This is a genomic window from Stieleria bergensis, from assembly GCA_007745635.1.
Lineage (GTDB): Bacteria > Planctomycetota > Planctomycetia > Pirellulales > Pirellulaceae > Stieleria > Stieleria bergensis.
The window spans coordinates 4,408,454-4,423,688 of record CP036272.1; the positions used below are offsets into that span (position 1 = coordinate 4,408,454).

9 protein-coding genes are annotated in these 15,235 nt (G+C 56.2%); all 9 read right to left on the bottom strand.

Annotated features, from left to right (window positions below; all coding sequences use genetic code 11):
* Positions 1 to 60: 60 nt before the first annotated feature.
* The gene (locus SV7mr_RS15650) at positions 61 to 3,681 is read right to left on the bottom strand and encodes a proline dehydrogenase family protein (protein WP_145274086.1); all 3,621 of its coding nucleotides are present in this window, start codon (positions 3,679 to 3,681) and stop codon (positions 61 to 63) included.
* A gap of 439 nt (positions 3,682 to 4,120) precedes the next feature.
* Positions 4,121 to 5,857, bottom strand: coding sequence for a multiheme c-type cytochrome (locus tag SV7mr_RS15655; RefSeq protein ID WP_419187456.1), 1,737 nt, complete (start codon positions 5,855 to 5,857; stop codon positions 4,121 to 4,123).
* Between the two features lie 48 nt (positions 5,858 to 5,905).
* Positions 5,906 to 7,156, bottom strand: a complete 1,251-nt coding sequence (locus SV7mr_RS15660) for a DUF1573 domain-containing protein (protein WP_145274089.1) — start codon at positions 7,154 to 7,156, stop codon at positions 5,906 to 5,908.
* Positions 7,157 to 7,299: 143 nt separating this feature from the next.
* The gene (locus tag SV7mr_RS15665) at positions 7,300 to 9,819 is read right to left on the bottom strand and encodes an O-antigen ligase family protein (RefSeq protein ID WP_145274092.1); all 2,520 of its coding nucleotides are present in this window, start codon (positions 9,817 to 9,819) and stop codon (positions 7,300 to 7,302) included.
* Positions 9,795 to 10,925, bottom strand: coding sequence for an MraY family glycosyltransferase (locus SV7mr_RS15670; RefSeq protein WP_419187457.1), 1,131 nt, complete (start codon positions 10,923 to 10,925; stop codon positions 9,795 to 9,797). The genes SV7mr_RS15665 and SV7mr_RS15670 overlap by 25 nt, the downstream gene beginning before the upstream one ends.
* Positions 10,926 to 10,929: 4 nt before the next feature.
* Positions 10,930 to 12,276 carry an acetyl-CoA carboxylase biotin carboxylase subunit gene (gene accC / locus SV7mr_RS15675; protein ID WP_145274095.1) on the bottom strand — a complete coding sequence of 449 codons (1,347 nt, stop codon included), beginning with the start codon at positions 12,274 to 12,276 and terminating at the stop codon, positions 10,930 to 10,932.
* A gap of 331 nt (positions 12,277 to 12,607) precedes the next feature.
* On the bottom strand, positions 12,608 to 13,090 hold the full coding sequence (gene accB / locus SV7mr_RS15680) for an acetyl-CoA carboxylase biotin carboxyl carrier protein (protein ID WP_145274098.1): 483 nt from the start codon (positions 13,088 to 13,090) through the stop codon (positions 12,608 to 12,610).
* 39 nt (positions 13,091 to 13,129) lie between these two features.
* Complete coding sequence (locus tag SV7mr_RS15685; RefSeq protein WP_145274101.1) at positions 13,130 to 14,212, bottom strand: M24 family metallopeptidase; 1,083 nt, start codon at positions 14,210 to 14,212, stop codon at positions 13,130 to 13,132.
* A gap of 34 nt (positions 14,213 to 14,246) precedes the next feature.
* The gene (locus SV7mr_RS15690; protein WP_145274104.1) at positions 14,247 to 15,185 is read right to left on the bottom strand and encodes a leucine-rich repeat domain-containing protein; all 939 of its coding nucleotides are present in this window, start codon (positions 15,183 to 15,185) and stop codon (positions 14,247 to 14,249) included.
* Between the last annotated feature and the right edge of the window lie 50 nt (positions 15,186 to 15,235).

Genomic DNA, 15,235 nt, shown 5'->3' on the forward strand with positions numbered 1-15,235 from the left:
CCTGCTCTAAGATGAGATGAGACAGCGCGGCAATGAAGAAGCTGCGCTACCGGCGACAAACTACGCCACCGGACATCTAGACTCGCCCGCTCGACGCCCGAGATTGCCGTAACGGTGATAATCGACCGACACGGATTGTTCATCCAAGTAACGCAGACATTCAATCCGCCCCGCGGCCAACACGGGCTCAATGATGACGGTGACAAACTGTTCCGCACAAGCTGTTAAGATCGCTTGCTGATCGGCGCGAGTCAGTGGGCTCAGTGCGCGAAGACGATCGACGTCACCTTCAGCGATGCGTTCGGCCAACTGTTCGCCGGACTCCTCCATTGGATGAATCACGCCAGGAACAGCGTCTCCCAGGCGGTCGAGCAACTGATGTGCTTGCGTTGCCAATTCCGGATCAATCGAAACGGTGACCTGCGTTTGCACACCGATGGCCGCGATTAAGGTCAGCAGTGTGGCATCGATATCGTCCTCCCGATCGACGCGGACGGTAACGCTTTTGGGCGACCGATAGCGCCGCAGGTTATCCTGTCCAACCAAACGCACCGAATCATGCTCCTGGCTGAATTCTGTCTCCACGGCTTGGCTGACGCTGTGAATCATACTGGCCAGTTGGCGTTCTTGGCCGTCAGACAACAATCCTGATTGGCTTGCCGCGTGCAACCAATCCGGCAAGGGCTGCAAACCCGCTACCAAGGACTCGGTCGCCACATCCACCGTTGCATCGATCGTTGACGTTGCAGACGTCAAATGCATCAGCGGCAAGACATAGTGCGGGCCGCCGGCTTTGACTCCCGGGCCATAGGCGCTCAATCCAACACCACCAAAAGGCTGACGCAAAACAATCGCACCCGTTGTGGACCGATTGACGTACAAGTTGCCAGCATGGATGGTTTGCTTCCAGAGTTCAATCTCACGCTCGTCAAGGCTCTCGATACCGCTGGTCAGACCATAGCCGGTGCGTCTTACAATCTCGATCGCTTCTTCCAACCGTGAGTAACGCATCACGCCAAGCACGGGGCCAAACAATTCCGTGCGATGAGTGAAGCTACCGGGCTGGAGATTCCATTTGATTCCAGGCCGGTACAGATTGGGATTCCCAACCACATGTTCGGGGACAACCAACCAGCTTTCGCCGTCTTCAAGTGTCTTCAAACCCCGCGTCAAATCCTTTCCGGGTGGATGAATCAAAGGGCCCATCGCAGTGGACAAGTCCCAAGACGAACCAACGATTAGGCTTTCAACCGCGTCGGCTAGTGTGTCACGGAAAACGGGATCTTCAAACACTTCGTCTTCCAACAACAACAATGACGTGGCACTGCACTTTTGCCCGCCGTGCCCAAAGGCGGATTCAATGACATGCTTGACGGCCTGATCTCGGTCGGCCATCGCAGTGACAATCGTGGCATTCTTGCCTCCGGTTTCGGCAAGCAAGTGCAAATCCGGTCGCACGCTTAGCATGCGCTTGGCCGTCGCGGTTCCACCGGTAAGGATCACAACGTCAATGTCCCTGTTTTTCACCAAACCGGACTCAGCGTCTTCATCAGCGCAAGGAATCATTTGCAGCACCTCGCGGGGAACGCCCGCATCCCAAAACGCGTTGCACAGCAACCAAGCCGTCAAGACAGTTTCGTGTGCTGGTTTTAAGATCACGCAGTTTCCGGCTGCCAGTGCAGCGGCCACTCCACCACAGGGAATCGCCAACGGAAAATTCCAGGGCGTGATCACGGACACCACGCCTCGCGGTGAGGCCTGGAGGCTCTTGTCTTGACTCCAATGCTGAACCGTTAGCGGATAGAATTCGCAAAAGTCAATCGCTTCGCTGATCTCGGGATCTGCCTGAGCAACCGTTTTGCCGGCATCAGCCACCATGGCTCCCAGCAAGTCGCCGCGTCGAAGGCGCAAGTTCTGAGCGGTCTGTCGCAGCAGTCCCTGCCGATGCTGAATGTCGGTCGCCGCCCACTGTGGCTGAGTCTTTCGAGCCGCCTGAACCGCTTGCTGAACCTGGCTCTGATCAGCGACCGCAAAACGGCACACCACGGTCTCCGGCCGCGATGGGTCGGTAGCCTCTTCGCGTACCGTCGCGGTGATCACATCACCGGCAACCATCAATGGCACTTCCACCGCTCTTTCGTCACATTGCTGATGCCAGCGATTCAGGTGTTCTTGCACCCAATGCACATTCGATGGGATCGCCCAATTCGTATCTGGCTCATTGACCCATTGGTCCCAACTGCTCGCCGGTGGCGGTTGATCCGGCGGCACGGAACGCTGACAAGTCTTTGAATGCGTTTGAAATCGCGGCAATCCACTGACCTGTTCCAACAATTCATAGGACTGACGAAATCCTTCAGCCAACCTGTCAAATTCTTCGCTGTCGGGTGTCAAACGATAAGTGTGCCGCAAGAAGTTTTCTGGGCCAGTGTTCTCGTCAAGCCGACGCACAAGGTATCCGATCGCATTTAAGAAACCGTCTTGACGACACGCGGGCGCATACAACAGCAGGCTGCTACCACGATCCGAGAGCGCCCGACGCTGATGATTGGCCATCCCCTCGAGCATCTCAATCTGTATTTGATCCTCCAGCGATCGCTCATCGGCCCACAACAACGCCAGCGCAACGTCAAAGAGGTTGTGCGAAGCAACTCCAACACGCACTGCTCCCGACGCTGCACCATCAAGCAGATGCCGCAACATTCGCTTGTAGTTTGCGTCCGTCTCCAGCTTGTTCTGATAAGGTGCCTGAGGATGGCCAGCGATGGATGCATAGACCCGCTCCATTTCCATGTTGGCGCCTTTGACCAAGCGAATCGTCAATGGCAAGCCTCCCTCACGCACGCGCTGAGCCGACCATTCGATTAACTCCAGCAAGACCGGGAAGGAATCCGGGATGTATGCCTGAAGCGCAATACCGGCACGCGCTTGTTCCAACCCCGGCCGGCGCAATACCTCGCGCAACACATCCGCAGTCAGGTACAGATCACGATACTCCTCCATGTCCAAATACAGGAATTTGCTCTGGCCCGTCTGCGCCGTGGTTTCCTGTAACGCAGTGCGATAAAGCAACTCCAACCGATCCGAAACCTTCGTGATGGTATGCTCGCGGGCCAAGGCCGACACTTGACTGTAAACCGTGGAGATCTTGACCGACAAACAGGCCACATCTGGCATTCGCAGCGCATCCAAGCACTCATCAATGCGGCGTTTGCACTCGCGCTGACCGAGAATCGCTTCGCCGAGCAGATTCAGATTCATCTGCACGCCTTGCTGCTGACGCTGCTGCAAGTGAGTGCGCAATAAATCGGGGTCAGCAGGCAGAATCACGTTGGCAGTTTCCCGCCGCATCTTTTCCTTGACCAGCGGAACTGCAACACCGGGAAGGTAAGCACCAAAGGATTGAAAACCACGCAGCATCGCCTGTTCAACGGGACTGAAGAACCGTGGCACGCCCTGCACATCCAACAGGTGCGTCAATTGATCAGCCACTCGCGCTGGGGTATGCGTGCGGAAGGCCTGGTCCGTCATTTCAACGAGTGTCGCCTTGTCTTCATCATGGCCAATCATGCGGTCCAGTTCCGCCTGTTGACGTCGTTCACTGGCGGTCTGTAGACCCGCGGCAACGGTCAACAACTCAGCAGCCAATTCAATGGCACGGTCAACATCGTGAGCACTCATCGTTCGTCCTTCAAAAAGAAACTAACCAGCGTTAGCGTCCGTTGTAGTACCGGATTTTAAAAGCGTCCAGTGCTGAAACAGCCCCTTGTTAGACCGTCCCTTGGAATGCGACTAGCCGCCAAGCGAGATCTACCAGCGGCTCGATTGAACCTGAAAATCACAGAACACACTCGTCCAGCATTCCCGGAACTGGCAGCGTTCAATGCAACTCCAGCACGTTGCGATGACGAGGCTTTCACGCCCCGTCCCGCCAGCACAAGCGACCGTCAAGACACACACAGTTGACGGCGGCGGCATCCAGCAAGCCAGTTCACGGCACACCCAGCGGCAAACCGCCAACCAGCAGGCGACGCGCCGCCAACAACGACCGAACCAGGTGCTTGAACAGTTCGCAACGTTGCGATGCGCCGTAGACGAAAGAGTGACAGCTAACCAGTGGCTAGTGTTCCACCTGCGGCCAGTACTCGTCCTCGAACGCGTCTGGATCATGAAAATCAGGACTATTGTCCAGGTCATGGCAGGTCATGCACTTGTCGCGTGCTTTATCCAGCGGCAGCTGCATCGCCAGTCGCAAAGCCTTGAGCTGCTCTTCACTCACTCCCGAACCCTCTTGTTCCGCCGCCGAGTGCGCGGCCCCTGGACCGTGACAGTTTTCACAGCCGCTGCCGGTCAGATGGCTGGACTGAGTGAGATCGAGGTATCCACTTTCGTAGGGATAGTACTCCTGGGGATTCCAACCGGTGACGTGACAACTAATGCATTCAGGGTCAAAGTGGCGTGCGACGTCGCCCCGTCCCTCGGCGGGCTCGACGATCGATTCGGTAGCAAAGGCGTGAGGACTTGATTCCCAGACATCGAACGCGTCTTGATGACACTTGGCGCACGCGGCCGAACCGATGAACTGACCACCTGATGGATGTGGGACAGGACGCAGTCCCAAACCGTCTAGGCCCAATTGTTCAAGCTGTTGCTGATAGTCCGCCATCAGCTTCCGCATGGCGGGCGCGTCCTTGAATTCATGAGTCAACGGCACACGGCTGTAAGCAGTCTGCGTGACCGCGCCCGAAGCATCCTTCTTCAGCGCCACCAAACCAGCATACATGCCCTTGTTGCCGGTGACGATCATCTTGGTGTCACAACCTTCAATGTCCAGCGACCGGTAAGTTGGTTCACCATAGCCACCGGAGACGACCAAAAGGTCATAGCCACCGACTTTTTTGGCGACAGCTTGTGCGGCCTCCTCGGTTCCAAAGTAGGCCAGGACTCGAAATTCCGCGCCCGCCTTGTTCATCTCATCGAGCGCCTTTTGGGCGGATTCAACGGGATCGTCTACCGTGATGTCGCTGCTGTTGTTGGCATCAACCTTTTCGGGGTCCAAGACATTCGTGACGCCGACAACCATGTCGCCTTGCTCGGCCAGTTTAAACTTAGGCAACAATTCGGGATCCAACAGCGTGACGTTGGCCGAGACGAACATCGCTTGCTCGGGCGTGTCGGCATAGGTGTACGAGATCAAGTCGGTCGCAGAGAGCCGCAAGTCGTCCGGTCCAAACCCGACGCTTTGATACTCCATCTGCTTCAACGCGTTGGTGGACTGTTCAAACTTGATGGATGCTTGGGCGCCAATGCGACGAATCAAATTCCCCGCGTCGATGGGAATCAAGGGCCAGCCCTTTTCCTTCAGTTGCGTCATGAAGGTCATGCGACGAGCGACACCACCTTTTTGACGATCAAGACCGGTGCAACCACAAGGCTCGATGTAGCCGTGCTGGTTTCCAGTCACGACCAAGACCGCCTGGGGGGATTCCCAGGTGCGGTAATCCTCTGGCCCAGCTGGGTCGTCAGCTGGGTCGTCGTCAGCGGCTTCGGTGCCAGCTGCTAGCTGACCGGCATCTGGCTTGTCCTGAGACGTCGTGTCGACGGGCGAGTCAACGGTCCAGGCCTGGGAATCCGTCTCACTGGCCGATTGACCGGACTGCGACGCTGAGTCAGCGGTCTTGGCCTGACCAGCACCGTTGCTGGACGGCTGGCCCGAATCGGAACAGCCCAACAACACCATTGACGCCGCGGCCAGCAAGCACCAAGGTGCTGTAGAAAACCACCGCCCCGGTGCCATCAGCTGACGGCTTGGGAACTGGGGCGAAGAACTGGCTGTTGTGAGGATCGATCGACGCACGGCACCACCTTGAGAGCTCGCCGCTGTCCGAAGACGACGAGACGGAGTTTAGGGAACGGACTCGATTTTGACGTTCAGCGCAACACGCAGTGCAGGAACTTTAGGATTATCGGACTCAATCGTGACCCAGCCCACGTTATCCGTCGCATTGATTCGCAAATCGACGACGGATTGCCCGGGAGTCAGCTTGACCTTGACGCGGAACGTGCGGCTGGTGCTGTTTGGGTTGGGTTTCCCAAGCTCTTCGATCGTCGCGCTGACCGAGTCTTTCGGGGTGCAGGCTCCAATCGAAAGGTTGGTCTTCGCCGCCTGGCTGCCTTTAAACTTCAGCAGGAACGGGTACTCCAGATCGTCGCCGGGGCCAACATCGCCAATATTCAAATAATTGACGTCATTGGAGGACGTTTTGACCAGAGATGTTTTTAAAACCGTCAGCTCGCCAACAACACTGCCAGCGCAGGAAACGGTGGTCACGTACCAGTTCTCGGGATCCTGTGAATTGGGCTCGCTGGCCTTGGAGAACTGGACCTTCAAAGGCGTTGAAACCGATCCTTGATCCAATCCCGGTTTTACTTTGGCGACAAAACGAAACGCCTGCTTGGCCTGTTCGTGGACGAGATCATAATTCTCTCTGGGCAGTGCCTCCCACTGAATCTCTGAAAGAGCGTTCAAACGCTTGCTGCCAAAGGAGACCTTTTGAATCGTGATGGTATCGTCCAAGTAACTGTACATTTCGCCAGCAAACTCAAACGCATCATCGGCGGCGATCTCACCAAAGGTAATGCTGTCGGGCACAAATTCGACTTCTCGATAAACCTTCCCGCGAATCTGCAACGAAATCGCACCAATGGTCGCATCATTGGTACGAATTTCAGCGTTCTGCGAGAACTGAGGCTCAGCGGTTTGCACGGTCCATTCCAACTTGACCGTGGTTTCTTCACCAGGAGCCAACGAGCCTTTTTCGAGGTTCGCCAACGTACACTTGCAAGTACTGGCCCCTTTTTTGAGTGTAAGCGGGGCGTTGCCTACATTCTTGATCACAAAGGTGTGCTCGCCCTGCTCGCCCTGCGCCATCGACCCAAAATCATGGATGCTGCCGTTGGGCAATTCAGCTTTCGATGCCGCGTTTGGGCGCAGCGATACCAAATGCTCGCTCAAATTGTCCGCGTCAACGCTTCCATCCATTCTTAATTCGCCAAACCGGGCTTCCCGCCAACCAAACGAATAATGATTGACGGCCCATCCGATGGAGGTTCCGATGACGACAACGATCAAACAAACGGGCAAAAAGAACTTCACGGCAGTTCCCTAGAGTAACCAGATACAAGGCGTAATGGGCTGAAAGCGACCATCCTATCACGGTTCACCAGCGCCAATGTGTCAGCTGCATCGCAAACAGAGTTTAGCAACTCAATCGCTAGGATGGTCCACAGAAAGCTACGTCAACCGGACGGTCGTGGTTCGGCCGATTCGGGCAACAATGGCCGCAAAAGCTCGCTAGCTGGTGCCAGTGTCGCGCCAACCTGCGAGAATGCCGGGATCTGGCGCGGCTCCAACAGCATCTGCCGGTCCAAATTGCGAACAAGATTGCCCCCCAGCAACGAGGTTTTCTGAGCCCGATCCGCCAATTCCCGGGCCCGTTGCACGTCCCCTCGAGCCTCCGCGACGACTGCTAATTGTGCCAATAAGGCCACGCGATGAGGATTCAATTGAACGGCACGATGGAGCAGTTTTTCTGACGCTTCAAGATCGGCTGCTTCACCAGAGCACTGATAAACCACCAACCGCTGATCAGAAAAGCGAGCATACAAGGTCCAATCGGCAGGAAATCGCTGCAATGCCTCCTGCATACTGGATTGCCAAACCTCCCTCAGTTGGCTGGCCTGGTGCCTGCGCTGCGGATTGGACGCACTGGAAAGCAACCCACTGGAGGCCGCAAAGGCCTTGGTCAGCCAAGGTTCGGTGGACCAAGCATCCGCTTCGGTGGCCAACTGAGAAACCTTGATCGCGCTGGAATAGTCCCCCCGGCTGGTATCGGCCGTGGCCACATCCAAGAGCCGCTTGGCTTTTTCTACCGGGCCCAGCGCAACGGAGTGAAAGACCAACAACACCACAAGCCCCGCAACGAGCGAGCTAACAGAAACCAGCGTCATGCGTCGCTGTGCATCGCCTGAGTCTAGCTGTTTGGTGGCGCCAGATTCTTGCCTAGCGTTCTTGCCAACCGGAACCAGCATCGCCACCAACAACCAGATTGGCAACACAACACCCGGCACGGTCCAGCCCCCAGAAAACGCCAGATGCAAGAGTGACAACTTCAACAACGCCACCATCAATCGGGTTTGCGCCTGTTGATCCAAGACCTGCGAAAACAGACGAACGGACAGCCAAAAGAAGCTCAACAGCGCTAGACCAGCGATCAGGCAATAGGCCGCCAATTCGCCATTGTTGATCGCCAACTGAAACAGTCCGACCACGCCAAGCGTGACAAGGCTACCGATCCAGATCGCTCGCGCCGCCAATCGAGAAAAGGGCGCCGCGTCGCCAAGTGATTCAGCCACCACGTCACGGTCCCCCGACGTCTTGCGAAACCAGTAGCCCAATCCGCATAGCGACAGCAAGATTCCACCGGCGATCCAGCCACCGGACGCGAGTGTTTCAAAAATAAAGTTATGTGGGTCGGCGATCGATTCGCTGGCGATCGGTAACCGAAACTGAGGATACATGGCTTGGAACGACCCCGGGCCGGCGCCAAACCAAGGGTGCTGCAACAACATCCCAAGGGTGGCAATCCAGTAGTGGAATCGAAATCGAATCGACGCGGGAGCGGTCTCGATCCATTCCGAATCCCCAAAGACCAATACGCCCAAGCCAATCGCCGCTACAAGCACCGCACCGCCGAGCAACATGGATCGATTGCGGGACAGAAACGCGATTTTGATGCGATCGGACCAGAGCCAAAAGATCCCGAACAAACAAGACAACATTCCGGAGCGACTTTTGGTCGCCATCAATGCGGCTCCACAAAGCAATGCGACCGCAACAAGCAACAACACTGGTCCGTTAAACGGGACACGTCCAGAGTCTTCGGCATCGCTCTGCTCTCGCCGCGCAAAAAGGCTTCTTAAAAAGGCCAATGAAACCACAACGCCCCAAGGAAGCAGCGCGGCGGCGGAATTCGCAAGCACAAAATTTCCGCCGGGGCCACCATCAAGCAAACGGTTCGCGTACAGCATCCGCTCGGCAGAATTCGGCTCAAAATCCTGTCCAGCACGCCGCAGAAACGCTTCCTGATCGGCAAGAAACTCCGCTCGCAATGCGGGTAACGAAACAAACGCCTCGTACAAAATCGTCAGACCTAGGACGACCGCCAGCACGGTGACAATCGCGATCACCGAGACTCGAATCAGGTCGCTGGTTAGCAAACGACGGCCGCTGACCACTAGCGTTGCTCCTGCCAACCAAAGCCAAGCTTCGTTGGTCGCCATGCGCAAATTGCCCGGCGGAGAGCAGGCAAACGCGCCCAGCATCATCCACAAGCCCAAGGCTAACAGCAAGGCGTCAAAGACCACTCCCGCTCGGTGACCAGGAAAGCCTTTCCCAGCCCCGCCGACTTCCCCAGCGCCATCATGCCAGGCTTGGGAGGCAAGGGTAAACGTTGCCAGGACGATCATGATCGCCACGGCCCACAGCGCATCGCCACGTTCTACCAACACGCTGTCGCTGGGAAAACAGGCGACAAACGCCAAGGCAACGCCTAGCAGTGCATAACTGGCCACTCGCAGCATGATCACCCATCGGGGCAACCCCTCGATCGCACTGCCACCGAACACTTGCCCACTGAGACCTCGGGCATCACCGGTGGCGTGGCCTTCGTTTAAAGAGCCGGCCGCGGATTCTGCTGACGGGTTGTCAGATCCGGAAGGACGCTTGCGTTTTTTCACTTGTCGTTTTGCTTCGCCCATCCAGTCGACTCCAAAATGACGACCAACAGCAACATACAGGCAACAATCCCCAGCACCGCAAAGGCCTGCAGCACCGTCACGTGAACCAACACCAGCGTCGCCAATCCACAGGTCATCGTCACCAAATAGATTGTTAGCACAGCCTGTGTGCGTGAGAGCCCTAAATCGACCAAGCGATGCGAAAAGTGACTGCGGTCGCCTTTGAAGGGACTGCGTCCCTCGCGAATCCGAATCCATAACACCGTCGACATATCGTACAGCGGAATGGCCATCACGCATAACGGCGCTAAAACGGCGTGCGGACGAGGATCACTGGCAAACGTCGCCATCAGCATCGCCGTCGCGATGATGTAACCGATAAAGTAACTGCCACCATCGCCCATGAAGATTTTGGCCGGTGGATGGTTGTGCCAAAGAAATCCTAGCAACGCCCCACACAGAGCCAGCAATAGCCCGCCAACAAATAACTGCGGTTGGCCTCCGCCGGCAACTGGAGTCGTCAACATAACCGCTGCCATCGCACCAGCAATGATCATGGCAATGCCACCGCTAAGACCGTCCATGTTGTCCAGCATATTGAACGAATTGATGACCGCAACGATCCAAACCACGGACAGCAAATCCGTTAGCCAAGCAGCGCCAATGAAGGCCGTCAAACGCACATCAAACACATAGACAGTCACTGCCGCCAGCAGAAACTCGATCCCTAGCCGGACACTCACCGGTGCCCCACGACGATCATCCCAGATCCCCAAGACAAACAAACCACTGGCGCATCCTAAGACGCCCCAGAGGTCTCCAAGCCGGCTGTGGATGCCAGGCAGATGACGGCGCAGCGACTCTGGCAACAGCTCAGGCAACCAGGGCATGGCATCAGAAAACAAGACAAACAGTGTCCCGGCAACCATCGGAATCATCATGCCAAGATAGATTCCGATGCCTCCGCCTAGCGGAGTCACCTTGGTGTGAGTGCTATGGCCGCCAGGGTTTGCCATCAATCCCAAACGCTGTGCCCAACGCCGCACGGGATACAAACTGATCAAGCTGATAATCAGCGGTGGCAGCACCGCCAACAGAATCAGCCAAAGAACCAGTTTGTCGCTCAAGGGATTATTTGCCGGTGAATTCGCGTTCTACAAATTTCGTGTCGTGCTTACCTTCAACGAAGGTTGGATGCTGAAGCACCACATCGTGGAACGGAGCGGTGGTGGAAATCCCGTCCGTCACAATCTCCGCCAAGGCTCTACGCATGGTGATGATCGCTTGTTCGCGATCCACACAATGGACGATCAGCTTACCGATCATCGAATCGTAATGTGGCGGAACACTGTAACCACCATAGACGTGAGAATCAAAACGGACGCCTAGTCCACCCGGCGCATAGAACTTTTTGATCAAGCCGGGGTTCGGCATGAAGTTCTTATCCGGATTTTCCGCATTGATCCGGCACTCCATGGCATGTCCGATGACCTTCAAGTCGTCCTGTTTGAACGACAGCTTTTCGCCCGAAGCGACGCGAATCTGTTCTTTGATCAAATCCACGCCGGTAATCATCTCGGTCACCGGATGCTCGACCTGAATCCGCGCGTTGACTTCGATAAAGAAAAAGTCGTCGTTCTGATCGACGATAAACTCCACCGTCGCGGCATTGCTGTAATCTGCACCTCGGATCATGCGTACCGCGGCTTCACAAATGGCTTTGCGTTTGTCAGCGGGCAAGTTCGGGCTGGGCGCCTCTTCGATCAATTTCTGGTGTCGACGCTGGACACTGCAATCACGCTCAAAAAGGTGACAGACGTTGCCATGATGATCGGCAATCACCTGAACTTCCACGTGACGTGGCGAGGTGATGTAACGTTCCAGATAAACGCCACCGTTGCCAAACGCGGCTTGTGCTTCATTGCGAGCTTGGGAAAGTGCATTCTCCAGGTCATCGGCGGTTTCGGCCACTCGCATGCCTTTGCCACCGCCACCGGCTGTGGCCTTGATCAAAACGGGAAAGCCGATTTCTTTGGCGGTTTCAATCGCCGCAGCGTCGTCTTCAATCAAGCCATCACTACCGGGAACCACAGGCACTTCGTTGGCGATTGCCATGGAGCGCGCGGTGTTTTTATCGCCCAGTTTCTCCATTGCGGTGGGACTGGGGCCGATGAATTCAAACCCGCTGCTGCGGCAGACTTCATTGAAGTGAGCGTTCTCAGCCAAGAAGCCATAGCCGGGGTGAATCGCATCGACGTCACCGACTTCGGCGGCTGCAATGATCTGATCAATTTTCAGATAGCTGTCGGCACTTTTGGGGCCGCCAACGCAGTACGCTTCATCAGCCAACTGAACGTGCATACTGTCGGCATCGGCGGTGCTGTAAACAGCTACCGACTGAATGCCCAACTCACGACAAGCGCGAATGATACGAACGGCAATCTCGCCACGGTTGGCAATTAAGATTTTTTGAAACACGTTGTAATCCAATAGAGGTGTTGGTGTTGTTCACACCCAAGATTGTGCTACCGAATGTGCCCACATCACTTCAGCACGCCCGCCTCAGCAGGCGACACGGACAGTGATCGCTCGCTGGCAGCGTGGCAACACGAACCGTTTGACTGAAGGTCCTGCAAAAAAACATGTGCGAACCCAGTGGCTACATCCATCACGCACTGACGACAGTCCATCAGCGAGCGTTGGTTGCCTGGCAACACTCAATTCGCGTCAATCGGCAAGTCACTCAGCAAGGCAGCCGGCAGCAAGAGCCGCATTGCCTGCAATCAGTCCCGCTGTGCGAACGGCGACGTTAGTTGGGTTTGACCCGAAACATTGGCTTGCCAAAATCCACCGCCTCTTGATCGGAGACCAGGACTTCGACAATCGTGCCGCTGCACTCAGCCGGAATCTCGTTAAACACCTTCATCGCTTCGACAATACAGACAATGGTGTCTGCGGAGATTTTTGTCCCCACTTGCACAAAGGGATCTGATTCGGGGTTCGCTTTGCAATAAAACGTTCCGACCATCGGTGCGTTGATGGTAATGGTATCGTCGTCGACCGCTGGGGCAGCAGCGGCGGGCGTTGCTGCAGCCGGAGCTGCGGCGGGTGCCGCTACGGGCGCAACCGAAGCGGCCACAACGGGGGCTTGTCCGCCCCGGCCGAGCTTAATTCGGTCGTCACCTTGCTGGAGATCCACTTCCGTCAACTCGTGCTCTTCCATCAGTTTCACGATGTCGCGGATGCGTTGAATATCGAAGACGCTTTCGCTGGTTGGTTTTCCTTTAGTCATACCGTGCTCATCACAGGAAAAAATCGGACAGGCGTCGTTTTACAGGATTACGGCGCAATCATCGAGGCCCTTTGGCATGGTTGAGAGCACCTGATAGCCGGATTCCGTCACAAGAACATCGTCTTCGATGCGAATCCCAAAATCGCCCTCAAAATACACACCCGGCTCGATGGTGATCACCTGGCCCACTTGGAGTATATCTTCACTGACCACGGACAAACGAGGGGATTCATGAATTTGCAGCCCCACGCCGTGGCCAAGTCCGTGCACAAAGTAGTCCCCCAGCCCCGCCTGTTGAAGGACCTTTCGGGCAGCAGCATCAATATCGCTGCACTTTGCGCCTGGCCGAATCGCTTCAATCGCCGCCATCTGAGCATCCAAAACCGCTTGATACGCGTGATTGAACCGCTCGGGAGGCTTGCCAAAATGAAAACAACGCGTCAAGTCGCTGGCATAGCCTTGATACTTTGTGCCCCAGTCGACCAGCAAGCAAGCGTGGTCGCCCAAACGGATATCGCCAACGCTGTAATGCGGTTTGGCGCCGCCAGGTCCGGCGCCAATGATCGGGTCAAAACTAAACCCCGAAGCCCCCAAGTGTCGAATCGTCGCCTCCAGTTCCAACGCCATCTCGGCTTCGGTCCAATCGGGGACCAGTTTGGCAAGCACCGATTGCAGTGCACGCTGATTGATATCGACAGCTCGGCGGAGAATTTCGATTTCGTGTTCGTCTTTGATCGAACGCTGATAAAGCACAATGCCTTCGGAGGGAATCCAGTTGGTCTTGGGCAACGCCTTCTTCAATCCGTCCAGAGCCGCCACGGTCATGGTGTCGGCTTCGAAAGCCAGATCGGTGACTGCGGACTGCAGCACGTCGACAAAAAAATCGGTTTGGCTCTGCAGTGGTGACTTGATGGCCACGTTCAACCCAGGGCATTCGTCGGCGAGCTGCTCCTTGTACCGGCCATCGCTCAGCATGGTCGCCCCGTTGGCGGTCACCAATAGCGACGAACTATCACCGGTGAACCCCGTCAAGTAGGTGACATTGGTTTCATCGGTGATCCAAATGCCTTCGGCGCTCAGTTCGGGCAGCTTTTCAGCAAGCCTGGTGATGCGTGGATTCATCGCTGTTTTCCTTAACCTTCAATGGAAATCGGACTTAGTTGTGCGGGTGCTTGTGGGGATCACGATCCAAGTGCTGCTGATTGACATGCAAGTGCAGACCGGGACGAGCCTCTAACAACTGGTCCCAACCCTGCTGAGTGATCTCGCTGCCGTCAATGTACAGCGACTGCAAGTTTGGCAACGTCATGATCACCTTGAGGCCTGCGTCATCGATCGGAACATCAATCAGATGCAGACTTGTCAACGTTTTCAGTTCGGCCAAGCTCTGCGCCGCGGTCGAATCTAAGCGATCACCGCCCAAGCGAAGGCTCCGCAGTGTAGTGTTTTTTGCCAGCGCCCGCAGGCCCCCTGCGGTCACCTGACTTTGCGGTAAATTCAGCACACGAAGCTTGGCCAATTTGGCGATCTCGACGAGCCCCAGGTCTCCGATCGGACTCTGCCGCAAACGAAGATGCGACAAGTTTGGCAGATCGACGATCGCCTTCAGACCTTGATCACTGAGCTGCCCTTCATCGATCAATAAATTCTCCAGCCACGCGTCCTGAGCATTCAGTTCGGCCAGCTGCTGATCGGTCATCGGCGCGTCGGTCTGAATCGAATCGCTGGCCCAGCGGTCTGTGCCGGCCTGCGGACTCTGATTTGTTGAACTGAATTCTGCTCGGCCCGCAGCTAACTGCTCAGCAAACGTGCCCCCGGACACGGGGAGTAGTCCGGCGACCTCAGAAGGTGGCAAGGCCAGATCATCCAGGCCCACATCGCCGCTGTCCGTTGCCCGCTCGCCCTGCGGATCAGGCTCGCCCCGCGAACCAGGCTCACTCTGCGGATCGGAAGGTTGAGTGCAACCAGACATCGTCACCCACAGCGCGATGACCGACAGCCACACGCAAGGCGACCAGCGGTGCCAGTGACTTTGCAAACCGCTCGGCCCTGCCTTCGCTGCCTTCGCTGCCACCGGATTTGTTCGATTTCGCATCAGAGTTGATTCCCGATCAGGATTCATAAAACACACAAGCTAATCATGCT